Source organism: Pseudogemmobacter sp. TB195 (genome assembly GCF_058313095.1).
The window spans coordinates 1-21,072 of record NZ_JBZEGG010000017.1 but is presented as its reverse complement, the minus strand read 5'-3'; the positions used below and the strand labels follow the sequence as shown (position 1 = coordinate 21,072).

Sequence of the window (21,072 nt, the reverse complement as noted above, 5' to 3'; positions counted from 1 at the left end):
CCCGCATCGGAGATAATCCTTGCTGTTTCCGCCCGCTGATTGCGGCGGCTCGTTACGGGGATTGCCATGGCCGAAACCAGACAACGTGTCACGACGCTCGATCCGGTCTGGACGAGGATTTGCAGCGAAGCGGTGGAGGCTGTCCGCGCCGAGCCGCTGCTGGGTGCCCTGATCCATTCGGGCCTGCTGCACCACGCCACTTTTGAGCGCGCACTGGCTTACCGCTTTTCGCTAAAGCTCGCCTCGGGTGAGATGAGCGAACAGATCCTGCGCGAAATCGCCGATGAGGCCTATGGTGCCGCGCCCGAACTTGGCGCGGCGGCGCGTGCCGATCTCATGGCGGTCTATGAGCGCGACCCGGCCTGCCATCGCTACCTGCAGCCCGTCCTGTTCTTCAAGGGCTACCAGGCGGTGCAGGCCTACCGGATCGGCCATTGGCTTTGGCAGAAGGGTCGTGTCGATCTGGCCTATTTCGTGCAGATGCGGGTGTCCGAGGCTTTTGGCGTCGATATTCACCCCGCCGCCCGGATCGGCAAGGGCATCATGATCGACCATGCGCATTCCATCGTGATCGGAGAAACTGCGGTCGTTGGCGACAATGTCTCGATGCTGCATTCGGTGACACTCGGCGGCACTGGCAAGGAAGACGGCGACCGGCATCCCAAAATTGGCAATGGTGTGCTGATCGGGGCGGGCGCCAAGGTTCTCGGCAATATCCGGGTCGGCAATTGCTCGCGGATCGCGGCCGGTTCAGTCGTGCTCGAGGAGGTACCGCCGGAAACCACCGTCGCCGGGGTACCCGCGCGTGTGGTGGGAAAGGCCGGCTGCGCCCAGCCTGCTCTGAGCATGGATCAGCAATTCAGGGCGGAGTGAGCAGGGCATTTGACGGCAGGTATTGGTTCCGGGGGTAAGGCCTTTTTGCGCAGAGCGGCAGCCGCTTTTGCCGGCAGCGCAATCACTCTTTTTGCGCGGATCGTTACCGCGCCACGCGCCATCTGGTCAGGGATCGAGCCGCTGCCAAAGCAGCGGGTCTATTTCGCCAACCACACTTCCAATGCAGATTTCGTGCTGCTCTGGACGGTGCTGCCGCCGATGCTTCGGTCGCGAACCCGGCCGGTCGCGGCGCTGGAATACTGGCTGAAAACCCCGCTTCGCGCCTTTATTGGCCGCGACGTCTTCAACGCCGTGCTGATTGACCGCCGCCCGGAAGAGCGGGTCGAGGATCCGGTCGCCCTGATGGGCAAGGCCCTGGCTGAGGGCTCGTCGCTGATCCTCTTTCCCGAAGGCGTCCGCAATATGACCGAAGAGCCGCTCTTGCCCTTCCGCACCGGCCTTTACCATCTTGCGAAACAAAATCCCGGAATTGATCTGGTGCCGGTCTGGATTTCGAACCTCAACCGGGTGATGCCCAAGGGGGAGATCATTCCGCTGCCGCTGATTTGCACCCTGACCTTCGGCGCCCCGCTGCATCTGGGCGAAACCGAGGAGAAGGCGGATTTTCTCGCCCGCAGCCATGCTGCGCTGATCGCGCTGAAAGAGACGGTGCCGGCATGAGCGCAACCCCGCATCTCATCTGGCTTTTGCTTGGAGTGGGGGTGATCCTGGTGATCGCCACCCTGATCGGCGAAATCCTGCGCGCAAGGATCGCACCTGATGGTGACAATCCGGTGATCGAAAACCTGAACGCCCGGATCTCGGCCTGGTGGGGGATGGTGATCCTTTTGTCGCTGGCCTTCCTGGCCGGCAGGCCGGGAGTGGTGATCCTTTTCGCGGTGCTCTCCTTCTCGGCGCTCCGGGAGTTTCTGACGCTAACGGCCAAGGCGCGCGCCGATCACTGGTCGCTGGCCGGGGCGTTTTTCATTGTGCTGCCGGTGCAATACTGGCTGGTAGGTCTCGACTGGTACGGTCTCTATGCGATCTTCATCCCGGTCTATGCCTTCCTGCTGATGCCGGTCGTCTCGGCGCTCAGGGGCGAAACAAAAAGCTTCCTGACCCGCGTCGCCGAGACACAATGGGCGCTGATGATCTGCGTCTATTGCGTGAGCCATGTGCCCGCACTTCTGACGCTTCATATCGAAGGGTATGAGGGCCGTTCGGTTATCCTGATCGCCTGGCTTATCTTTACGGTTCAGCTGTCAGATGTGATGCAATATGTCTGGGGCAAGCTGTTTGGCAGCCGCCTGGTGGCACCGCAGCTCTCGCCCTCGAAAACCTGGGAAGGGCTGATCGGCGGCGTGATGACGGCGACCACCGCCGGGGCCGCACTTTGGTGGATGACGCCTTTCACCATGCTCCAGGCGGCCGGCATGGCGCTTGCGGTGACGCTGATGGGGTTCTTTGGCGGATTGGTGATGTCTGCGATCAAACGCGACAAGGGCGTGAAGGATTGGGGGCACCTGATCGCCGGCCATGGCGGGTTCCTCGACCGGCTTGATTCGGTTGTCTTTGCCGCGCCGATTTTCTTCCATCTCACCCGCTGGTTCTGGACCTGACCCATGACAGATGACGACATGCAAGATCCTCGTGCCATCTTTCAGGCCGAACCCCAGGCGGAAGCAGAGGGCACGAATCGTCGCCCAATCCGGGCCCGCCGCAACCGGCTGATGGTCCGCCTCGCGCAATCCCTGGTGCAGCGCCAGATTACCCCGAACCAGATTTCCCAGGCTTCGGTGGTCTTTGCTGCACTTGGGCTGCTCTTTTTCTGGGCCGCCTCGGCTTCGGGGCCGATCGGGCAGAGCCTCTTGCTGGTGCTTGCCGCCCTGACGATCCAGCTGCGGCTTTTGTGCAATCTGCTCGATGGCATGGTTGCGGTTGAGGGGGGCACGGCGACCCCCTCTGGCGCCTTCTGGAACGAAGCCCCGGACCGCGCCGCTGATCTGTTGCTCTTCTGGGGCGCAGGGCTGTTTGCTGCGGTGCCGGCACTCGGTCTTGGGGTTGGAGCGCTCGCGCTGATCACTGCCTGGCTGAGGGAGCTTGGCCGCGCCGAAGGCTTTGCGCCCGATTTCCGTGGCCCGATGGCGAAGCCGCACCGGATGGCTGCGCTGACCTTTGCCGCTTTGCTTGCCGCGTTTTTGCCGGTCAGCACAGATGGTGCGACCCTGATGACCTGGGCGCTCTGGCTGATCGGGGCGGGCGTCATTGCAACTGTCGCGCGCCGCAGCATCACTTTGTTGCATCGCCTCGAAGCACGTGGCTGAGTTCATCTGTCCGTAAATATCCCGGGGGAGCCTTCGCATTGAAAATGCGAAGGCGGGGGCAGAGCCCCCGCCTTGTGCGGTTTTCCAGATATTCTGCTGGTTCAAGCCAGCATGGTGACCGGGTTCTCAAGCGCCTCGACCACCGCCTTGAGGAACTGAGCCCCCAATGCGCCGTCAATGACGCGGTGATCGACGGAAAGCGTCATCGACATCATCGTGGCCACGCCAATCGAGCCATCCTCAGCCACAACCGGCTTTTTCAGCCCGGCCCCGACCGCAAGGATCGCGCCATGCGGCGGGTTGATCACGGCGTCGAAATTCTCAACCCCGAACATGCCGAGATTGGAGATCGCAAAGCTTCCGCCCTGATATTCATGCGGCGCGAGCTTTTTCGACTTTGCCCGATGCGCGAGATCTTTCATCTCGGCGGAAAGGGTCGAGAGCGATTTCTTATCCGCATCGCGCAGCACTGGCGTGAAGAGCCCGCCTTCAATCGCCACGGCAACCGCAACATCTGACGGCTTCAGCCTGAGGATCCGGTCGCCGGCCCAGACCGCATTGGCATCGGGCACTGCCTGCAATGCGATGGCACAGGCCTTGATGATGAAGTCATTGACCGAAAGCTTTACGCCGCGCCCGGTGAGGGCATGGTTCAGCTCAGCGCGGAAGGCCATCAGTGCGTCGAGATTCACGTCGCGCCGCAGATAGAAATGCGGGATCGTCTGTTTGGCTTCGGTCAGGCGGGCGGCGATCGTGCGGCGCATACCGTCAAGCGCGATCTCTTCGAAAGCGCGGTCCTGATACATTTTCAGAACCGTTTCGGGTGAGAGCCCGGCCGATACCGCCTTTGTCGGGGCCGGGGTCGCCGTCGCTGCGGGCATCGAGCCCGCATTGACGGCCGCTGCCGCAGACGCTGTGGCCGGCGCAGTCCCCGATTTCGCCTGTTCCACATCGGCTTTGACGATGCGGCCATGCGGGCCGGTGCCCTTCACCGCAGTCAGATCGACGCCTTTGTCTTTGGCAATCCGCCGCGCGAGCGGCGAGGCAAAGACGCGCGCGCCGCTGGCCACCGGTGCCGCTGCTGGCGCCGGTGCTGCGGTCGGAGCCGTTTCGGCCGGGCTTGCCACCGCCGCTGCCGCGGCTTGCGGGGATGCAACGGGGGCAGAGGCTGCCGAAGCATCCTCACCCTCTTCCAGCAGAACAGCAATCGGGTCATTGACCTTCACACCGGCACTGCCTTCCGCGATCAGGATCTTGCCGATCACACCCTCATCGACCGCTTCGAACTCCATCGTCGCTTTATCGGTCTCGATTTCGGCGATGACCTGGCCCGACTTGACCAGATCGCCCTCTTTCACCAGCCATTTCGCCAGCGTGCCTTCCTCCATGGTCGGGGAAAGCGCGGGCATCAGGATCTGGATTGCCATCTTTTTTCCTCCCTCAGCGGTAGCAGACCGATTTCACGGCGGTGACGATTTCAGCAGGCGTGATCAGCGCCAGCTTCTCCAGGTTGGCCGCATAGGGCATCGGCACATCCTTGCCGGTGCAGGTCACGACCGGCGCGTCCAGATAGTCAAACGCGCGCTGCATGATCGTCGAGGCGAGGTGATCGCCGATGGAGCCCACCGGGAAGCCCTCCTCGACCGTCACGCAACGATTGGTCTTCTGCACCGAGGCCAGCACCGTGTCATAGTCAATCGGTCGCAGGGTGCGCAGGTTGATCACCTCAGCTTCGATCCCCTCTTTGGACAACAGCTCCGCTGCGGCCAGCGAATGGGCAACCCCGATTCCGAACGAAACCAGCGTTATGTCTGACCCCGCCCGCATCACCGAAGCCTTGCCAAAGGGGATGGCGAAATCATCACCCACAGGCACCTCGAAACTCCGGCCATACATGATCTCGTTTTCGAGGAAGATTACCGGGTTGTTGTCGCGGATCGCCGTCTTCAGCAGGCCCTTCGCATCCGCCGCCGAATAGGGCATGGCGACTTTCAGCCCCGGGATCGCCGCATACCATGCCGCATAGTCCTGGCTGTGCTGGGCGCCAACCCGTGCTGCCGCCCCGTTCGGGCCACGGAACACGATGGGAGATCCCATCTGACCGCCCGACATATAAAGCGTCTTCGCGGCCGAGTTGATGATATGGTCAATCGCCTGCATGGCGAAGTTGAACGTCATGAACTCGACGATCGGTCGGAGCCCCCCCCAGGAGGCGCCGACCGCGATTCCGGCAAACCCATGCTCGGTGATCGGGGTGTCGACCACGCGCTTCGGGCCGAACTCGTCCAGCAGACCCTGACTGATCTTATAGGCGCCCTGGTACTCACCGACCTCTTCCCCCAAAAGGAAGACATTGCCGTCCCCGCGCATCTCCTCCGCCATGGCCTCGCGCAGCGCTTCCCGCACGGTCATGGTCTTCGTCGCCACACCTTCGGGCAGGTCGCTGTGCGGCCAGCCTTTGGCGGCTTCCACCACCGCCGGGCGCGCGGCAGCTGCCGCCGGGACGGCCTCGATGGCCGGCGCGGCGGCGGCCCCCGGAGACGCAGTTGGAACCGCGACCGGGGCAGGGGCGGCAGCCACGGCATCCGCGCTTTCGCCCTCTTCCACCAGAACCGCAATCGGCGTGTTCACTTTCACGCCTGCGGTGCCCTCGGTCACCAGCAACCGGCCGATGATCCCCTCATCCACCGCTTCGAATTCCATCGTCGCCTTATCGGTCTCGATCTCGGCAATGACCTGGCCCGATTTGACCACGTCACCCTCTTTCACCAGCCATTTCGCCAGCGTGCCTTCCTCCATCGTCGGAGACAAAGCCGGCATCAGAACTTCAACTGCCATGATCTCTCTCCCCCTCAGACGGTAATATCGGTCCAGAGATCGCTCAGCGGCGGCTCCGGGCTTTCTTTCGAGAACTCAGCCGCCTCATTCACCAGCGCCTTGATCTCTTTGTCGATGTTCTTCAGATCGTCTTCTGAGGCGAGACCGCCCTGCAGCAGCAGATCGCGGACATGCTCGATGCAATCCTTCTCGGTCTTGATCTTCTCGACCTCTTCACGCGTCCGGTATTTCGCCGGATCCGACATCGAGTGGCCGCGATAGCGATAGGTCATCATTTCGAGAATATAGGGGCCCTTGCCGGCACGGCAGTGGGCCACGGCCTTCTCGCCTGCCGCCCTGACCGCGAGCACATCCATGCCGTCAACCTGTTCCCCGGGGATGCCGTAAGCCACGCCGCGCTCAAAAAGCGTGGTCGATTTGGTCGAACGTTTCACGCTCGTCCCCATGGCATACTGGTTGTTTTCAATGACGAAAATCACCGGCAGATCCCAGAGTTCCGCCATGTTATAGGTCTCATAGACCTGACCCTGATTGGCCGCGCCATCGCCGAAATAGGTGAAGGTCACATTGTCATTGCCAAGATATTTATCGGCGAAAGCCAGCCCCGCGCCCAGCGGCACCTGCGCGCCCACAATGCCATGGCCGCCGTAGAAATGCTTCTCTTTCGAGAACATATGCATCGAGCCGCCCTTGCCCTTCGAGTAGCCCCCGATACGGCCGGTCAGCTCTGCCATGACGCCTTTGGGGTCCATGTCGCAGGCCAGCATATGGCCGTGATCGCGGTAAGAGGTCAGGCGCTTGTCACCCTGCTTGGCCGCAGCTTCCAGCCCCACAACCACGGCTTCCTGACCGATATAGAGGTGACAGAACCCCCCGATCAGCCCCATGCCGTAAAGCTGGCCCGCCTTTTCCTCAAAGCGGCGGATCAGCAGCATCTCGCGGTAATATTTCAGCAGCTCTTCTTTCGAGACATTGGGTCTCGCATCGGGCTTGCGTGCCATTGGGCTCCTCCCCGGAGTAGGTTCAGCAAATGGTTTAGCGTTAAACCATCTATACAGCATCGGAGATTATTGGGTCAAACGCGAAATAGCGCGGCCTGCAGTGCGGTGAAATGTTGCTGAAAGAGAGAAGATCAGTGCCAGATCAGCGGCAAAATCCGCTCGCGCGTCAGCGGCGCAAGGGGCAAAGCAAGGGCCTCATCCTGCGAGACCCATCGGGCTTCGGCGATCTCTGCGGCAATGCTCACTTCTGCCGCAGCGGCCATGAGGTAGAGATCGGCTTCGACGATATGGCCTGGTTCATTGGCGGCAGAGGCGGAAAAACGGCCAAGCGAATGCGGCTTTTCGGCATCGAAATCGGCGGCGATCCCCGGGCCCAGCTCTTCCTCAAGTTCGCGGCGCAGGGCGGTAAGCGCATCTTCGCCCGGCTCGTATTTGCCGCCGGGCTGCATGAAGGCGTCCGTGCCGCGCTTGCGGACAAGCAGCATCCTGCCATCGTTGCGCAGGATCACAGCGGCGGCGATGCGGATGATGGCTGTCATGTACGGGGGGGGGGGGGGCGTTCAGCGGATCACGATCTCATCGGCGCGCATGTAGCCCAGCACATCGCGGGCACGCTCATCAAGCAGATCCATATCGAGATAGTCATCCGACAGCCGATGCGTCAGATTCCGCATTTCGGCAAGTTGCACCGCCAGTTTGTCACGCTCCACCGCCAGCCCGGCGGCCTCGGCGCGGATTTCGACCCGGCGGAATACACCATAGTCGCCCTGAACAGCGGCAAAGGTGAAATAGGCACCCAGAGTGAACATCAGGGCGAAGTAGATGAGCCCGCCCATATTATGGCGCCGTTGTTGCCTGGTCATGTCCTGTCCGTCTCATCTGTCACCCCTCTTATCGGGGGGCCTTGCGAAAAATCATGCCATGAAACGAATCAGAAGGGAATCCCCCATGTGGCGGGATTCCCTTCAGTTTTACGCAAAAGCTGTTCAGCCCGCGATTGAGGCTGCATGGATCGAATCGACCGCCGCTTTCAGCGTGGCGTCGAATTCGGTTTCGGATTGCCCGGCATTCAGGCCTTCCGAGAGCGCGCGCGAGAAGGACGCGATCATGCCGCGGTTCTTTGCCAGAGCCGCATTGGCCTCGTCACGCGAATAGCCGCCCGAAAGCGCCACCAGCTTCAGAACAGCCGGGTGATCGACCAAGGCTGCGTAGAAATTCGCCTCCGACGGGATGGTCAGTTTCAGCATGACCTGCGTGCCCTTGGGCAGCGCGTCCAGATGCGTAAGGATCTCGCGGCGCAGGATCGCTTCGGCGGCGGCTTTATCGGTGATCGAGATCGTCACTTCCGGCTCGACGATCGGCATAAGCCCGTGGCTGATCACCTGTTTTGCGATGGCGAATTGCTGATCGACCACCGCCTTGATGCCATCTTCATTGGCGGCGGAAATCACCGAACGTTCCTTGGTGCCATAGATCCCGGCGCGCACGGCCTTTTCCAGCAGCGCATCGAGATCGGGCATCGCCTTCATCACCTGGCAGCCATTGACCTCGGTCTCGAGCCCTTTGTCGATCTTCAGAAACGGCACCACGCCGCGCTTTTCCCACAGATAGGTGGCGGTCGGGATGCCGTCGATAGCGCGGTCCATGGTCTGCTCGAACAGGATGGCACCGATGACCTTCTCGCCGGTAAAGGCGGGCGATTTGATGATGCGGGCGCGCATGGCATGGACCAGGTCGAACATGCCGGCCTCGTCGGACCAGGCATCGGCCTCAACGCCGTAAAGTTTCAGCGCCTTGGGGGTCGAGCCGCCGGACTGGTCGAGAGCTGCGATGAAGCCCTGGCCTTTGCCGATCTGCGCCGTCATCTTTTCCGTGGTCATCGTCGTCTTCCTTTGCCGGAGCCAGATTAGGTTTTGCACGCGCCATAGCCTTTCCGCCGGGCTGCGTGCAATGCTGTTAGCGCGAGCAGCCGCCCTCAGGCGAGCAGTGCCGCCACGCCCGGCAATTCCTTGCCTTCCATCCATTCGAGGAAGGCGCCGCCTGCGGTCGAGATGAAGGTGAACGCCCCCGCAGCCCCGGCCTGGTTCAGCGCGGCAACGGTATCGCCACCGCCTGCAACCGAGATCAGCCTGCCGGCCTCGGTCAGCCTTGCGGCCTCTTTCGCCGCCGCCACTGTGGCCGCGTCAAAAGGCGGGATCTCGAAGGCGCCGAGCGGGCCGTTCCAGATCAGTGTCGCAGACTGGCCCATGACCGCTTTCAGCCGCGCCACCGTTTCCGGGCCGGCATCAAGGATCATCGCATCGGCAGGGCAGCCTGAGGCATTGGTGATCTGGCTGGCCGCGCCCGCTTTGAACTCGCGCGCCACCACCACATCGACCGGCAGATGGATCTGGCAGCCGGTCTCTTCGGCCTTTTTCAAAATCGCGCGGGCGGTGTCGGCCATATCGCGTTCCGCGAGTGATTTGCCGACCTCGATGCCTTGCGCCACAAGGAAGGTATTCGCCATGCCGCCGCCGATCGCCAGGTGATCAACCTTGCTAACAAGGTTCCCCAGCAGATCAAGCTTGGTCGACACTTTTGCGCCGCCAACAACGGCGATCACCGGGCGGACAGGGGTGCCAAGCGCTGCGTCCAGCGCTTTCAGCTCGGCCTCCATCAGCCGGCCTGCCGCATGAGGGAGCGCGCGCGCAAGGGCTTCGGTCGAGGCATGTGCCCGATGCGCGGCCGAAAACGCATCATTCACATAGACATCACCAAGCGCCGCAAATTCCGCCGCAAGCGCGGGATCGTTCTTTTCTTCGCCCGCATGAAACCGGGTGTTTTCCAGCAGCACGACATCGCTTTGCGACGCCGAAGAAATCGCGGCCTTTGCCACAGCGCCCGTGCTTTCCGCCGCGAAAATCACTTTGCGGCCCAGGCTTGCCTCAAGGGCCGGGGCGATGCGGCCAAGGCTCATCTCCGGGACGACCTTGCCTTTGGGGCGGTCGAAATGCGCCAGCAACACCACTTTTCCGCCACGCGCGATGATATCCTCGACCGTCGGGCGGATCTTGTCGATGCGGGTGGTATCAGAGACCCGGTCCCCTTCCATCGGCACATTGATATCGACCCGCGTCAGCACGGTTTTGCCGGCCAGTGCGATATCATCCAGCGTTTTCCAGCTCATCGGTCTCTCCCAATATGCATCATTCGGGGTGGTTTAGCGCTAACACACGGGGTGCATCCTGCGTTTCGCGCAATTCTTTCCGCGCATTTTGCCGTCCCGTCAACCGATCACGCCCATTTGCCCTTCCCCCCTGAGGCGCTTGCGGTTAATTTCCCGCCCGACCAGAAGCCTGCAAGGGAAGCACAATGGCCGAGATCAAGGACCCCGAGAACACCATCATCCTGACGCTGAAAGACGGCGAAGTGGTGATCGAGCTTCTCCCGGATGTCGCACCAAAGCATGTCGAGCGTATGAAACAGCTCGCCCGCGACAAAGCCTATGACAATGTGGCTTTCCACCGCGTGATCGAGGGCTTCATGGCCCAGACCGGTGATGTAGAGCACGCCAATATGGAAAAAGACTACAATCCGCGCCGTTCGGGCACGGGTGGGTCGCAATATGATGATCTGCCGGCAGAATTTTCGAAACTGCCGCATGATCGCGGCACGATCGGCGCCGCGCGCTCGCAGAACCCGAATTCGGCAAACAGCCAGTTCTTCATCAATTTCAAGGATAACTCCTTCCTGAACGGCCAGTATACCGTTTACGGTCGGGTGATTTCCGGGATGGAATTTGTGGACAAGATCACCCGGGGCGAGCCGCCGGTCACCCCCGATCGCATGATCACTGTAAGGGTTGCCGCCGATGTTGCGTAAGGTTCTCGTTGCCACGCTTTTGCTGGGCGCGCCTGCTTTCGCGCAGGATGTTCCCGATCTGCCGGGCCCGAATCTGGTGCTCGACATCCAGGGCGAGGCCAATGGCCGCGTGGTCATTGACCTGCTTGACGATAAGGCGCCGAAGCATGTGGCGCAGATCGTCCAGCTCGCGACAGAGGGCGCCTATGATGGTGTGGTCTTTCACCGCGTGATCGACGGTTTCATGGCCCAGACCGGCGACGTGCAGTTCGGCAAACCGGCTACGCTGGCCGAAGAGCTTGCCAAATTGCCGAAAGGTGCGGCTGAAGGCACCTATAAGCTCCATGGTATGGAGATCCCGGCGGAATTCGTCAGCGCCGGCATGGGTGGCTCGCATCTGCCTGATATTCCGGCAGAGTTTTCGGATGTCTCGTTCCAGCGCGGCATCGTCGGCATGGCGCGCAGCCAGGATCCGAATTCGGCCAACAGCCAGTTCTTCATCATGTTTGCGCCGGGCGATTTCCTTGACGGCAATTATACCGTTGTCGGTCGGGTGATTTCGGGCATGGATGTGGTCGATAAGATCAGGCGCGGCCCGGCCGAGCAAAATGGCGCGGTTGCCGAGAACCCCGATGTGATCGTCAAGGCGAGCATCGAGGCCGCGGCAGCAGTTCCGGCAACCGGCACCGAGCCGGCAGAAGCCGCTCCGGTTGAAGCGCCCGCAGAAGCTCCGGCTGAAGCACCCGCAGCGGCCCCTGTGGACGCTCCGGCGCAATAAGTCAGGGCTGACAATCAGAAAGGGCGGCGCGCATGGACCATGCGCGCCGCCCTTTTCCATATGGCGCTGTTTACCTCGGCCACAGCGCGGGATATGCGCGAGCCAAGACTGGCGGCAATCACGCGCGGAGGCCCGCAATGGCGCATTTCCTTTCCACCCGGGATCCGGGCTTCGAGGCGGATTTTACCGCTTTCCTTGGCATGAAGCGCGAGGACAGTCCCGAAGTGGATGATGTCGTCGCTGCGATCATCGCGGATGTGCGGGCGCGGGGCGATCTGGCGGTGACCGAACTGACCGCACGCTTTGACCGGCTCTCGCTGACACCGGGCCAGCTGGCCTTCACGCCTGAAGAGATTGAGGCGGAATGCGCGAAAGTCTCGCCCGAGGATGCGGCAGCGCTGACGCTCGCGGCGGAACGGATCCGCGCCTATCATGTCCGCCAGATGCCCCAGGACCAGATGTGGACCGACCCGGAAGGCGCAACGCTTGGCTGGCGCTGGACGCCGGTCTCGGCGGCAGGGCTTTATGTGCCGGGGGGGCTCGCCTCATACCCGTCTTCAGTTCTGATGAATGCGATCCCGGCCCGGGTGGCCGGGGTGGAGCGTCTGGTGATCACCTGCCCGACCCCGGGCGGCGAGGTCAATCCGCTGGTGATCTTTGCGGCCCGGCTCGCCGGGGTCGATACGATCTACCGCATCGGTGGCGCGCAGGCGGTGGCGGCTTTGGCCTATGGCACCGCGACGATCCGCGCGGTCGATAAGATTACCGGGCCGGGGAATGCCTTTGTCGCGGCCGCGAAGCGGCGGGTGTTCGGCAAGGTGGGGATCGACATGATCGCAGGCCCTTCCGAGATCCTCGTGATCGCCGATGGCACGGCAGACCCGGATTTCGTGGCGCTGGATATGCTGAGCCAGGCCGAGCATGACGCCTCGGCCCAGGCGATTCTGGTCACGGCGGATGAGGCTTTTGCCCGTGCCTGTGTGGCGGCGCTGGAGAAGCGTCTTGAGACGCTGGAGCGGCGCGAGATCGCGCAGGCGAGCTGGCGCGACAATGGCGCGGTGATCCTGGTGCGCGACCTCGCCGAGGCCGCAGAGCTTTCGAACCGTGTCGCACCCGAGCATCTGGAGATCTGCACCGAAGACCCGGAGGCGGTCTCGGCGCTGATCACCCATGCCGGGGCGATTTTCCTCGGCCAATGGACCCCCGAGGCTATCGGTGACTATATCGGCGGCCCGAACCATGTGCTGCCAACGGCGCGTTCGGCGCGGTTCTCCTCGGGGCTGTCCGTCCTTGAATTCCTCAAGCGCACCACGATTGCGAAAATGACGCCGGCTGCGCTGGCGGCCATCGGGCCCGCGGCAGAGCGCCTGGCGAAGTCGGAAAGCCTGGAGGCGCATGGGCTGAGTGTGCGGGCGCGGCTCGACCGGCTGAACGCGGGGTGAGGCGGCGCAGCTGGGGGTTTTCCACCCCCAGACCCCCGGAGGATATTTAGAGACAGATGAAAAGCGCCCGCTGACTTCCGTCGGATGGGTGGGTGCTGTGCTTGCTTGTGGACGCGCGCTCGGGCATCAAGGGGCGACGCATTTTCCGGAACGCCCGCATGACCAACCGCATCTGCCATATCGAGATTGATGAGAAAGGTCTTGTGCGCCCGACGCCGGAGATCGAACAGGAGCGCAAAGTCGCGATTTTCGATCTGCTGGAAGAAAACAGCTTCGGTCTTCCCGCCCGTGAGGGCCGCGAGGTGCCGCCCGGCCCCTATCGCCTGGCGCTGGCAATCCGGGAGGGGCGGCTGGTCTTTGGGATTGCCCGCGAAGATGAGGCCCAGGTCGGTGAGTTCCATCTGAGCCTCGGTCCGTTCCGCCAGGTGGTGAAGGATTATTTCCAGATCTGCGAGAGCTATTTCGAGGCGGTGAAGCGCCTGCCGCCCAGCCAGATCGAGGCGATCGACATGGCGCGGCGCGGGATCCATAACGAGGGGGCCGCGATCTTGCAGGAACGGCTCGAGGGTAAGGCCGAGGTCGACCGTGATACCGCCCGGCGCCTCTTTACCCTCATCTGCGTGCTGCACTGGGGGTAAGCTTGGTCGATTTCCCGCAGTCCATCCTGTTCTGCTGCGACCATAATGCGGTGCGCTCCCCCATGGCCGAGGGGATGGCGAAGAAATTTTACGGCCAGCGCGCCTATGTGCAATCGGCGGGCGTGAAGAATGACATGGAGGTGGATGGCTTTTCGGTCGCGGTCTGCCAGGAGATCGGGGTGGAACTGTCGCGCCACCGCGCCAGGTCCTTCGAGGAGATGCAGGAATGGGGCGATGATCTGGGGCAGTTCGATCTGATCGTGGCGCTGTCGCCGGCAAGCCAACGCCAGGCGCTGGAGCTGACGCGCTGGCATCATCTTGAGGTTGAATACTGGCCGATACTCGATCCAACCGGCCTTGGCGAAAGCCGCGAGGCCAAACTTTCCGCCTATCGCCAGGCGCGCGATCAGATCCGTGACCGCATGATCCAGAGATTTGGCCCGCCGGTGCCGGTCGGGGGCTGAGCGCCCGGATCCCACGCGCCAGAGGACCGGGGAGGGAGTGACGCCGGGCGGGGTGCTGCGCATAACGCCGGTGTGCTTTCCGGGGGAGTGAGGCGGATTGCGTCTTTTTGCCCCGCAAACATCAGCTTTGCGCCGAAGGCGTGCCACATTGTCCTGCCATTCAGACGCCAGTGGTCGCATCGTTCAGGACGCGGGGAAGCTTATGTCTGGTATTCCGGGATCATCTTATACCCTTCTGGCCTTCTATCTTTTGCTGACCGCTGCCAGCTGTTTCCTGATCGGAGGGATCGCGCCGATGATGGTGCTGCTTGCCGGTCTGTGGATGACCATTCGCCGCAGCGATTTGCGCCATCTGAAAAACGCGGGCCTGCTCATCAGCTGGTTCTATGCCGTGGCAGCCATCGTCTCGCTGCTGGTCGCGGCAAGCCATGTCGCCTCGCTTTCCAGCCCGGCTCTGCGGGGGCTGACCATGGTGGAACACCAGTATTTCGTGCGGGTCTTCGGCATGGCGGTGCTGCTGAGCGCCTTTGGCTGGGCGATGACCAGACATGCGCTTTTGCCGGCCTTTCAGCCCTATGGCCGCGCGATTGCCGTTCACGGCTTCTGGGGAAACCGCAATCGTGATAGTGCTATGGCGCGCAACCGGCTTGCGGCGGAACTGGCGAAATGGGGCGAAATGCAAAGCGAATTCAGGGTCGCCGGGGAGAAAGACGGCCCTGATTCCCCTGACGGGGCGCGGGTCGCCGCCTGATTCGGCCTGCTGCGCTGATTTGCCGGAAAGGCAGCACGGTCCGGGCTTTCAGCCCCGGGCAGTTTCGCTTTCAGACAGATCTGCGTCGCTGTCGAAGCCTGTTTTACGTGCAGCGAGAATAGTCTCCAGCTCTGCCTCGATCCAGCCGACCAGACCGATCAGCCGCGCCGCCGCCGCCTGACCAAGGGCTGTCAGCTCATACTCGACATGCGGCGGCACCACCGGATGCGCTGTCCGCAACACGAAGCCATCCGCCTCAAGATCCTTGAGCACCTGGGCCAGCATCCTTTCGCTGACCCCCGCCACCCTGCGCCGCAATGCGGCAAAACGATGTGGCCCGGTGGCCAGCGCCACCATCACCAGAACGCCCCAGCGGCTGGTCAGATGTTGCAGGATGCGCCGTGACGGGCATTCGGCGGCAAGGACATTGCCCTCGCGCCAGCCCTGCATCAGGCGCTGTGCATCTGTCATGATGAGGCTGTGCGTCATTGTTTTATACTTACAAAATGGTGCGTACTTATTTTTCGTAAGTATTATGTTATTGTCTACCTGTCAAATCCGGAACAGGAGAATCCAATGACCATCGCCATCACCGGAGCCACCGGCCAGCTGGGCCGCCTCGCCATTGCCGCGACGAGGGCCCGGGGCGCCAGCCCCCTCGCTCTTGCCCGCAGCCCGGAAAGGGCTGCTGATCTGGGCGTCGGGACCCGCGCTTTCGACTATGACAAGGCAGATCCCGCCGCGCTGAACGGCGTCGATACGCTGGTGCTGATCTCGGCCAATGAGGTGGGCAGGCGTTTTGCCCAGCATAAGGCGGTGATCGATGCCGCCAAAGCCGCCGGCGTGAAGCGGATCATCTATACTTCGCTCCTGAAGGGCGACGCCTCGCCGATGAAGCTTGCGGCTGAACATGTCGAAACCGAAGCGGCGCTGAAGGAATCGGGGATCGCTTACACGATCCTCAGGAATGGCTGGTATACCGAGAACCTGACCGGCGCCCTGGCGCCCGCGATCGAACATGGCGCGATTATCGGCTCGGCCGGGGAGGGGCGCTATTCGGCGGCCGCGCGTGCGGATTATGCCGAGGCGATTGCGGTCACCGCGATTGAGGCGGGCCATGAGAACAAGGTCTATGAGCTTGCCGGCGATACCGGCTTCACCGGTGCCGATCTGGCCGCCGAAGTGGCCAGACAGGCCGGGAAGGCGGTTGCCTATGTGAACCTGCCCGAGGCTGACTATGCCAAAGCCCTTGAGGGTTTTGGTCTGCCGGCGGAATTCGCCGCAATCCTCGCCGACAGCGATGCCCAGACCGCGAAGGGGGCGCTGTTTGATGACAGCAAAACGCTCTCGCGCCTGATCGGCCATCCGACCACGCCGCTGACTGCGACCGTGGCCGCCGCGCTGGCCTGATCGCTTTCCGGGCGGCCTGTCCCCAGGAGCCGCCCGGAGACCCTGAAAGGGCGTTTTCAGGCTTTCCCCTGCGCGGCAACCGGCTATCCTCGCGCCCAAATGAAAGGGAGAGCCATGTCCGCGTCCGCCACCCGTAAGCTGATCGAATCCTATTACACCGCCTTCAACGCGCTGAACCCCGAAGGGATGACGGCGCTTGTCAGCGAGGATATCGAGCACCGCGTCAATGAAGGCGGCATCCGCCGCGGGCGCGAAAAATTCGCGGAATTTGGCTCACATATGGGGGTCTCCTACCGTGAAGAGCTCCGGGATATCGTGATCTTTGTGACCGAAGACGGCAGCCGCGCGGCGGCTGAATTCGTCGTTCATGGCGAATATCTGAAGACCGATCCGGGCCTGCCCGAGGCAAAGGGCCAGAAATACATCCTGCCGGCGGGGTCGTTTTTTGACGTGAAGGGCGGCAGGATCACCCGCATCACCACCTTCTACAACCTCAATGACTGGATCGAACAGGTCTCGAAATGAGCCTGACCGTCCGCGCGCTGAAGGGGGCCGAGCTTGAGGCCGCGCTGGACGATATGGCGCGGCTTCGCATCACGGTGTTCCGCGCCTGGCCCTATCTCTATGACGGTACGCTCGATTACGAGCGCACCTATCTTCAGGCCTATCGCGACAGCCCAGGCGCGCTGCTGGTGGCGGCAATTGATGACGGCAGGATCGTCGGCGCCTCGACCTCAGCGCCGATGGAGGATCATGCGGCTGAATTCGCCGAACCGATGCGCCAGACCGGCCTTGCGCTGGAAAAGATCCTCTATGGCGCGGAATCGGTCCTTTTGCCGGAATATCGGGGCAGGGGCGTCGGGCATCGTTTCTTTGACCTGCGCGAAGACCATGCCCGCAGCCTTGGTCGCAGCCATGTCGCATTCTGCTCGGTGATGCGCCCCGGGGATCACCCGCTGCGCCCTGACGCATATCGCAGCAATGACGCCTTCTGGACGAAACGCGGCTATGCACCGCTGCCGGGCGCCATCGCGCATTTCAGCTGGCGCGACCTTGGGGAGGACAGCGATACTGAAAAACCACTGCAGTTCTGGATCCGCCAGCTCTGAGGTGCGAGTTCTGGGCCGCCAGCACTGAGCTCTCCGCGCGAATGGCAGGCCGAAGAACCCGGCCCTTCGCGTGATCAGCCAGGCGCGCAAACCAGAAAGCCCTTGTAAACCCCTGGCACAAAGCGCATATGCCCGGGGCAGAAGGCCTGCGTTTCCCGCGGGCCCTTTCCTATTCGGAGTGAACATGGCCAAGGAAGACATTCTCGAATTCCCGGGTGTCGTGAAGGAACTCCTGCCCAATGCGACATTCAAGGTCGAACTCGATAATGGCCATGAACTGATCGCAACGATGGCAGGCAAGATGCGCAAGAACCGCATCCGTGTTCTGGCAGGCGACAAGGTCCAGGTGGAAATGACCCCCTACGACCTCTCGAAGGGCCGCATCAATTACCGCTTCAAGTAAGCTGTTATCTTGCGACTGATCCTCGGATCCGCCTCGCCGCGCCGCAAAGAGCTGTTGGCGCAAATGGGGATCACACCCGATCTCATTCTGCCTCCCGATATCGACGAGGATCCCCGCAAAGGCGAGCTGCCGCGCCCTTATGCGGCGCGTCTCGCGCGGGAAAAGGCGCTGGCGGTAGAGGCCGGGCCTGATGATATCGTGCTTTGTGCCGATACGACGGTGGCACTTGGGCGCCGCATTCTCGGCAAGCCCGCAGACGCGGTCGAAGCGGCCTCGTTTCTGGCGCTGCTCGGCGGGCGCCGCCATGAGGTGATCACTGCCATCGCTTTGCGCAAAGGCGCGCGGATCTGGGCGCGGGAAAGCGTCTCGGCGGTCAGGATGAAGCGGCTCTCAGATGATGAAATGAATGCCTATCTCGCCAGCGGCGACTGGCAGGGCAAGGCCGGCGGCTATGGCATACAGGGCCAGGCCGGCGCGTTCATTCCATGGATTTCGGGGTCTTACAGCGGAATCATGGGGCTTCCGGTCGCCGAGACCGCACAGCTTTTGACGGCGGCCGGCTATCCGGTCTGGAGGCAGGTATGAAGGGACGGGTTGTTCTTCTCGATCAGATAGACGGGCGCGAGGCGGCGGCTTTGCTGGTTGACGGGATCCTGGAAGAGATCGCGATCGATCCGGTCAGCGTCGATCTGGCACCGGGCGCGATCTGCCGTGCCATTGCCGACCGGCCGGTCAAGGGGCAGGGCGGCGTTTTTGTCAAACTCCCGGATGGGGCGCGCGGGTTTCTGCGCCAGGTCTCGGGCATCGCGCCGGGCCAGCGGCTGATTGTCCAGGTGTCCGGCCCGGCCGAGCCCGGCAAGGCGCTGCCGGTCTCGATCCGTGTTCTCTTCAAATCCCGTTATGCAATTCTGACGCCAGGCGCGCCGGGGCTGAATGTCTCGCGCCGGATCCGCGACGAGGATCTGCGTGCAGAGCTTGACGCCCTTGCGGGCCGCGCGATGGCAGGGGCGGCGCCTGATCTTGGGCTGATCCTCCGTTCGGTCTGCGATGCGGCGGATCCCGAAGAGATCGCCGAAGATATTGCCAGTCTGCGCGGGTTGACCGAGGCCGTGCTGGCCGATCTCAATGGCGCTCCGGAACTTTTGGTCGATGCGCCCGGGGCACATGAGCTTGCCTGGCGCGACTGGGGCGATCCCGCACCTGACGAGGTGATCGAAGAGCCGGGCAGTTTTGCCGATTTTGGTGTGGCCGATCAGCTGGATGCGCTGACCGGGGCTCGGGTCGGTTTGCCGGGCGGTGGGCACATCTGGATCGAGCCCACCCGTGCATTGGTGGCCGTTGATGTGAATACCGGCCCCGATACCTCGCCCGCGGCCGCGCTGAAGATCAATATCGCCGCCGCGCGGGAGCTGCCGCGTCAGCTGCGGCTGCGCGGCCTTGGCGGCCAGGTGGTGATCGACTTCGCGCCGATGCCCAAACGCGACCGCAATATCCTCGACCAGGTGATCCGCGCTTCCTTCAAGGGTGGCGGCGAGACCAGCCTGGCCGGCTGGAGCGGGCTTGGCCTGTTTGAGCTGACCCGCCGCAGGGAAGGCCTCGCGCTGAGTACGCTCTGGCCATGACCTGTCCGATCTGCGGCAAAAAGACCGAAGCCGCCTCGCGTCCTTTCTGTTCAAAGCGCTGTGCCGATATCGATCTCGGGCGCTGGCTGGGCGATGGCTACCGGATCGGCGGTGCTGAGGATGATCCCGCAGCTGACGTGTCAGAGACAGAGCCGACAACACCGCCGGATCGGGCTCACTGACCGCAGAGCCTGACGGCTCTTTAGTGCGGGCCCCGCCTGTCCGGGCGAGGGTGCAGGGCCCGCAGTACGTTACGCCGGCGCAGTCACGGCCTCGCGGTGGCGTCATCGCCAGGCTGAAACTTTTCGCCCCTCATCTGATGTCTGCCCGGCTTTATGAGCCTCATATTCGGCCAGGCAACGGGATGGGGCGGACCAGCTCAGGAAAGCCGGATTACCGGTAAAGAGGCGACTGTCCCGGGCGCTTTGCTTTCCGGCGGAAAATGTCGCAGCTGCCAATCGCGGGTGTGAAACGTGGCTGGCTCTGTGGCGCCCCGGAACGGCCCGCGCTGTGAGGCACACCTCCTGCGCGCCTGGTCCCTCCCTCCGGCGCGCCCCAGGCCAGCGTCGGACACCCATATTGCCGCACCAGGTGCGTCTCCTGAGCGAACGCCCGTCCCACCTGTGCCCGGACCGTTCTTTGTTGCGCCTGATATCTGAAGCCTGCTTCACGACCCTGCCGGAGTCGCGATTCAGATCAGCCTGTCTGTGGAGACCGGCCCTTGCCAGATCGCAGCTGCCATATCTGTCAGATTACCAGACTCGCTGAGAGCTTTGCGGCTGGCCTGCTGCGACGGCAAGGGTGGGTCTCAATGCTGGAGGCAAAATATGCCGGTCAAAACATTGTTTCAGGACAATGATTTCGCCTTCTTGGAAACTTATTCGTTTTCCCTCTGGACAGCGCCTGACACACTCGGTATCACCCCGCCACCAAGGTTGCCCGGATAGCTCAGTTGGTAGAGCAGCGGATTGAAAATCCGCGTGTCGGCGGTTCAAATCCGTCTCCGGGCACCATCTTTTCAATGACTTAGACTATGTTGTTTTGTCGCCATGTAAATCTGGCAACATGCGTGGCAACATTCGTGTTTCATTCTTGCTCCGTTCCGCGCTTGATTTGTGCAGCCTTTGCTGTAGGGGGGAGTAACATCTGGACGAATTCCCAGAAGTCAGATGAACATCGGAAGCCATTGAAAAACAGCCAAGAAAAGGCATTCCCGATGTGGCGTGGTGTGGTCGCACCATGAAATTAGCTGAACAAAAATGAGCGATATAGGGCTGATGACCGCGCATCTGGTCGACATTTACACTGCATCCGGTCGACATTGCCGCTCAACGGCTAACATGCTGAACCGAAAAGGCTTCCTACACCAAAACCGAAGCCGACCTGCCAGAAATGCCCTTGGGACGATTGGCTGCTGAAACTTCGAAGTGGGAAGATCGTTCCCAGTTCCTGATCTGGCATCCCGGAAGGATGAAAAACTCAATGAAACAAAGGCCGCAGGCCTGGGATGCCCCCACTGAAGTGGTCCACCCACAGGGATATGCTTATCCCGTTTTCAGGAGGACCAGATTATGGCTGG

Annotated in this window: 25 protein-coding genes and 1 tRNA gene; 18 read left to right on the top strand and 8 right to left on the bottom strand. The window is 62.3% G+C overall.

Translation table 11 applies throughout. The annotated features are described in order from the left end of the window. Nucleotides 1-66 precede the first annotated feature (66 nt). Genes cysE through AC4FS3_RS17275 form a run of 4 tightly spaced genes read left to right on the top strand, consistent with a single transcriptional unit; the run spans nt 67 to nt 3,197 of the window. The gene (gene cysE / locus AC4FS3_RS17290; protein WP_283177575.1) at nt 67-873 is read left to right on the top strand and encodes a serine O-acetyltransferase; all 807 of its coding nucleotides are present in this window, start codon (nt 67-69) and stop codon (nt 871-873) included. A gap of 45 nt (nt 874-918) precedes the next feature. Further along, nucleotides 919-1,554 carry a lysophospholipid acyltransferase family protein gene (locus AC4FS3_RS17285; RefSeq protein ID WP_283177576.1) on the top strand — a complete coding sequence of 212 codons (636 nt, stop codon included), beginning with the start codon at nt 919-921 and terminating at the stop codon, nt 1,552-1,554. Beyond that, nucleotides 1,551-2,492 carry a phosphatidate cytidylyltransferase gene (locus tag AC4FS3_RS17280; RefSeq protein WP_198836509.1) on the top strand — a complete coding sequence of 314 codons (942 nt, stop codon included), beginning with the start codon at nt 1,551-1,553 and terminating at the stop codon, nt 2,490-2,492. Before AC4FS3_RS17285 ends, AC4FS3_RS17280 begins: the two co-directional genes overlap by 4 nt. Before the next feature lie 18 nt (nt 2,493-2,510). Next, entirely contained in the window at nt 2,511-3,197 is a 687-nt protein-coding gene (locus AC4FS3_RS17275; protein WP_491021574.1) for a CDP-alcohol phosphatidyltransferase family protein, read from the top strand. Nucleotides 3,198-3,298: 101 nt separating this feature from the next. On the opposite strand, the gene AC4FS3_RS17270 is transcribed toward AC4FS3_RS17275, so the two are convergent. The 7 genes from AC4FS3_RS17270 to AC4FS3_RS17240 form a co-directional block, all read right to left on the bottom strand. Next, on the bottom strand, nt 3,299-4,624 hold the full coding sequence (locus AC4FS3_RS17270) for a pyruvate dehydrogenase complex dihydrolipoamide acetyltransferase (RefSeq protein WP_491021573.1): 1,326 nt from the start codon (nt 4,622-4,624) through the stop codon (nt 3,299-3,301). A gap of 13 nt (nt 4,625-4,637) precedes the next feature. After that, on the bottom strand, nt 4,638-6,035 hold the full coding sequence (locus tag AC4FS3_RS17265; RefSeq protein WP_491021572.1) for a pyruvate dehydrogenase complex E1 component subunit beta: 1,398 nt from the start codon (nt 6,033-6,035) through the stop codon (nt 4,638-4,640). Between the two features lie 14 nt (nt 6,036-6,049). After that, nucleotides 6,050-7,036 (bottom strand): pyruvate dehydrogenase (acetyl-transferring) E1 component subunit alpha, encoded by a 987-nt coding sequence (pdhA, locus tag AC4FS3_RS17260; RefSeq protein WP_198836512.1) that lies wholly within the window; start codon nt 7,034-7,036, stop codon nt 6,050-6,052. 131 nt (nt 7,037-7,167) lie between these two features. Further along, nucleotides 7,168-7,575, bottom strand: a complete 408-nt coding sequence (locus AC4FS3_RS17255) for an NUDIX hydrolase (RefSeq protein WP_491021571.1) — start codon at nt 7,573-7,575, stop codon at nt 7,168-7,170. A gap of 21 nt (nt 7,576-7,596) precedes the next feature. Continuing rightward, the gene (locus AC4FS3_RS17250) at nt 7,597-7,899 is read right to left on the bottom strand and encodes an FtsB family cell division protein (protein ID WP_491021570.1); all 303 of its coding nucleotides are present in this window, start codon (nt 7,897-7,899) and stop codon (nt 7,597-7,599) included. Nucleotides 7,900-8,022: 123 nt separating this feature from the next. After that, nucleotides 8,023-8,916: a fructose bisphosphate aldolase gene (locus AC4FS3_RS17245; protein WP_491021569.1), complete on the bottom strand. Its 894-nt coding sequence runs from the start codon at nt 8,914-8,916 to the stop codon at nt 8,023-8,025. Between the two features lie 95 nt (nt 8,917-9,011). After that, complete coding sequence (locus AC4FS3_RS17240; protein WP_491021568.1) at nt 9,012-10,202, bottom strand: phosphoglycerate kinase; 1,191 nt, start codon at nt 10,200-10,202, stop codon at nt 9,012-9,014. A gap of 185 nt (nt 10,203-10,387) precedes the next feature. Here AC4FS3_RS17240 and AC4FS3_RS17235 point away from each other — a divergent pair, with 185 nt between their 5' ends. The 6 genes from AC4FS3_RS17235 (at nt 10,388) to AC4FS3_RS17210 (ending at nt 14,949) form a co-directional block, all read left to right on the top strand. Next, nucleotides 10,388-10,897 (top strand): peptidylprolyl isomerase, encoded by a 510-nt coding sequence (locus AC4FS3_RS17235; RefSeq protein WP_092896672.1) that lies wholly within the window; start codon nt 10,388-10,390, stop codon nt 10,895-10,897. Next, nucleotides 10,887-11,654, top strand: coding sequence for a peptidylprolyl isomerase (locus AC4FS3_RS17230; protein ID WP_491021567.1), 768 nt, complete (start codon nt 10,887-10,889; stop codon nt 11,652-11,654). Before AC4FS3_RS17235 ends, AC4FS3_RS17230 begins: the two co-directional genes overlap by 11 nt. Nucleotides 11,655-11,791: 137 nt before the next feature. After that, complete coding sequence (gene hisD, locus AC4FS3_RS17225) at nt 11,792-13,096, top strand: histidinol dehydrogenase (RefSeq protein ID WP_283177585.1); 1,305 nt, start codon at nt 11,792-11,794, stop codon at nt 13,094-13,096. A gap of 158 nt (nt 13,097-13,254) precedes the next feature. Further along, nucleotides 13,255-13,734, top strand: coding sequence for a UPF0262 family protein (locus tag AC4FS3_RS17220; protein WP_283177586.1), 480 nt, complete (start codon nt 13,255-13,257; stop codon nt 13,732-13,734). A gap of 2 nt (nt 13,735-13,736) precedes the next feature. Further along, nucleotides 13,737-14,198, top strand: a complete 462-nt coding sequence (locus AC4FS3_RS17215; protein ID WP_491021566.1) for an arsenate-mycothiol transferase ArsC — start codon at nt 13,737-13,739, stop codon at nt 14,196-14,198. Between the two features lie 202 nt (nt 14,199-14,400). After that, nucleotides 14,401-14,949 carry a hypothetical protein gene (locus tag AC4FS3_RS17210; RefSeq protein ID WP_491021565.1) on the top strand — a complete coding sequence of 183 codons (549 nt, stop codon included), beginning with the start codon at nt 14,401-14,403 and terminating at the stop codon, nt 14,947-14,949. A 48-nt stretch (nt 14,950-14,997) separates the two neighbouring features. Here the strand turns inward: AC4FS3_RS17210 and AC4FS3_RS17205 are convergent, their stop codons facing one another. Then, nucleotides 14,998-15,420, bottom strand: a complete 423-nt coding sequence (locus AC4FS3_RS17205) for a winged helix-turn-helix transcriptional regulator (protein ID WP_491021564.1) — start codon at nt 15,418-15,420, stop codon at nt 14,998-15,000. Between the two features lie 105 nt (nt 15,421-15,525). Here AC4FS3_RS17205 and AC4FS3_RS17200 point away from each other — a divergent pair, with 105 nt between their 5' ends. The 8 genes from AC4FS3_RS17200 (at nt 15,526) to AC4FS3_RS17165 (ending at nt 20,506) form a co-directional block, all read left to right on the top strand. Next, on the top strand, nt 15,526-16,359 hold the full coding sequence (locus tag AC4FS3_RS17200; protein WP_491021563.1) for an SDR family oxidoreductase: 834 nt from the start codon (nt 15,526-15,528) through the stop codon (nt 16,357-16,359). A 114-nt stretch (nt 16,360-16,473) separates the two neighbouring features. Beyond that, nucleotides 16,474-16,884, top strand: coding sequence for a ketosteroid isomerase-related protein (locus tag AC4FS3_RS17195; protein WP_491021562.1), 411 nt, complete (start codon nt 16,474-16,476; stop codon nt 16,882-16,884). Beyond that, nucleotides 16,881-17,468 carry a GNAT family N-acetyltransferase gene (locus AC4FS3_RS17190; RefSeq protein ID WP_491021561.1) on the top strand — a complete coding sequence of 196 codons (588 nt, stop codon included), beginning with the start codon at nt 16,881-16,883 and terminating at the stop codon, nt 17,466-17,468. The genes AC4FS3_RS17195 and AC4FS3_RS17190 overlap by 4 nt, the downstream gene beginning before the upstream one ends. Before the next feature lie 184 nt (nt 17,469-17,652). After that, the gene (gene infA / locus AC4FS3_RS17185) at nt 17,653-17,871 is read left to right on the top strand and encodes a translation initiation factor IF-1 (RefSeq protein ID WP_045389309.1); all 219 of its coding nucleotides are present in this window, start codon (nt 17,653-17,655) and stop codon (nt 17,869-17,871) included. A gap of 9 nt (nt 17,872-17,880) precedes the next feature. Beyond that, nucleotides 17,881-18,456, top strand: coding sequence for a Maf family protein (locus tag AC4FS3_RS17180; protein WP_491021560.1), 576 nt, complete (start codon nt 17,881-17,883; stop codon nt 18,454-18,456). Beyond that, complete coding sequence (locus tag AC4FS3_RS17175) at nt 18,453-19,493, top strand: ribonuclease E/G (RefSeq protein WP_491021559.1); 1,041 nt, start codon at nt 18,453-18,455, stop codon at nt 19,491-19,493. The genes AC4FS3_RS17180 and AC4FS3_RS17175 overlap by 4 nt, the downstream gene beginning before the upstream one ends. Continuing rightward, nucleotides 19,490-19,675 (top strand): DNA gyrase inhibitor YacG, encoded by a 186-nt coding sequence (locus tag AC4FS3_RS17170; RefSeq protein WP_491021558.1) that lies wholly within the window; start codon nt 19,490-19,492, stop codon nt 19,673-19,675. Before AC4FS3_RS17175 ends, AC4FS3_RS17170 begins: the two co-directional genes overlap by 4 nt. A gap of 755 nt (nt 19,676-20,430) precedes the next feature. Beyond that, nucleotides 20,431-20,506: transfer RNA gene (locus AC4FS3_RS17165), tRNA-Phe, on the top strand. Nucleotides 20,507-21,072 lie beyond the last annotated feature (566 nt).

Excerpts from the sequence above, each read along its gene's own strand:
- cysE (WP_283177575.1), top strand. The coding sequence starts at position 67 with ATGGCCGAAACCAGACAACGTGTCACGACGCTCGATCCGGTCTGGACG.
- AC4FS3_RS17280 (WP_198836509.1), top strand. The coding sequence starts at position 1,551 with ATGAGCGCAACCCCGCATCTCATCTGGCTTTTGCTTGGAGTGGGGGTG.
- AC4FS3_RS17275 (WP_491021574.1), top strand. The coding sequence starts at position 2,511 with ATGCAAGATCCTCGTGCCATCTTTCAGGCCGAACCCCAGGCGGAAGCA.
- AC4FS3_RS17270 (WP_491021573.1), bottom strand. The coding sequence starts at position 4,624 with ATGGCAATCCAGATCCTGATGCCCGCGCTTTCCCCGACCATGGAGGAA.
- AC4FS3_RS17265 (WP_491021572.1), bottom strand. The coding sequence starts at position 6,035 with ATGGCAGTTGAAGTTCTGATGCCGGCTTTGTCTCCGACGATGGAGGAA.
- pdhA (WP_198836512.1), bottom strand. The coding sequence starts at position 7,036 with ATGGCACGCAAGCCCGATGCGAGACCCAATGTCTCGAAAGAAGAGCTG.
- AC4FS3_RS17255 (WP_491021571.1), bottom strand. The coding sequence starts at position 7,575 with ATGACAGCCATCATCCGCATCGCCGCCGCTGTGATCCTGCGCAACGAT.
- AC4FS3_RS17250 (WP_491021570.1), bottom strand. The coding sequence starts at position 7,899 with ATGACCAGGCAACAACGGCGCCATAATATGGGCGGGCTCATCTACTTC.
- AC4FS3_RS17245 (WP_491021569.1), bottom strand. The coding sequence starts at position 8,916 with ATGACCACGGAAAAGATGACGGCGCAGATCGGCAAAGGCCAGGGCTTC.
- AC4FS3_RS17240 (WP_491021568.1), bottom strand. The coding sequence starts at position 10,202 with ATGAGCTGGAAAACGCTGGATGATATCGCACTGGCCGGCAAAACCGTG.
- AC4FS3_RS17235 (WP_092896672.1), top strand. The coding sequence starts at position 10,388 with ATGGCCGAGATCAAGGACCCCGAGAACACCATCATCCTGACGCTGAAA.
- AC4FS3_RS17230 (WP_491021567.1), top strand. The coding sequence starts at position 10,887 with ATGTTGCGTAAGGTTCTCGTTGCCACGCTTTTGCTGGGCGCGCCTGCT.
- hisD (WP_283177585.1), top strand. The coding sequence starts at position 11,792 with ATGGCGCATTTCCTTTCCACCCGGGATCCGGGCTTCGAGGCGGATTTT.
- AC4FS3_RS17220 (WP_283177586.1), top strand. The coding sequence starts at position 13,255 with ATGACCAACCGCATCTGCCATATCGAGATTGATGAGAAAGGTCTTGTG.
- AC4FS3_RS17210 (WP_491021565.1), top strand. The coding sequence starts at position 14,401 with ATGTCTGGTATTCCGGGATCATCTTATACCCTTCTGGCCTTCTATCTT.
- AC4FS3_RS17205 (WP_491021564.1), bottom strand. The coding sequence starts at position 15,420 with ATGACAGATGCACAGCGCCTGATGCAGGGCTGGCGCGAGGGCAATGTC.
- AC4FS3_RS17200 (WP_491021563.1), top strand. The coding sequence starts at position 15,526 with ATGACCATCGCCATCACCGGAGCCACCGGCCAGCTGGGCCGCCTCGCC.
- AC4FS3_RS17195 (WP_491021562.1), top strand. The coding sequence starts at position 16,474 with ATGTCCGCGTCCGCCACCCGTAAGCTGATCGAATCCTATTACACCGCC.
- AC4FS3_RS17190 (WP_491021561.1), top strand. The coding sequence starts at position 16,881 with ATGAGCCTGACCGTCCGCGCGCTGAAGGGGGCCGAGCTTGAGGCCGCG.
- infA (WP_045389309.1), top strand. The coding sequence starts at position 17,653 with ATGGCCAAGGAAGACATTCTCGAATTCCCGGGTGTCGTGAAGGAACTC.
- AC4FS3_RS17175 (WP_491021559.1), top strand. The coding sequence starts at position 18,453 with ATGAAGGGACGGGTTGTTCTTCTCGATCAGATAGACGGGCGCGAGGCG.
- AC4FS3_RS17170 (WP_491021558.1), top strand. The coding sequence starts at position 19,490 with ATGACCTGTCCGATCTGCGGCAAAAAGACCGAAGCCGCCTCGCGTCCT.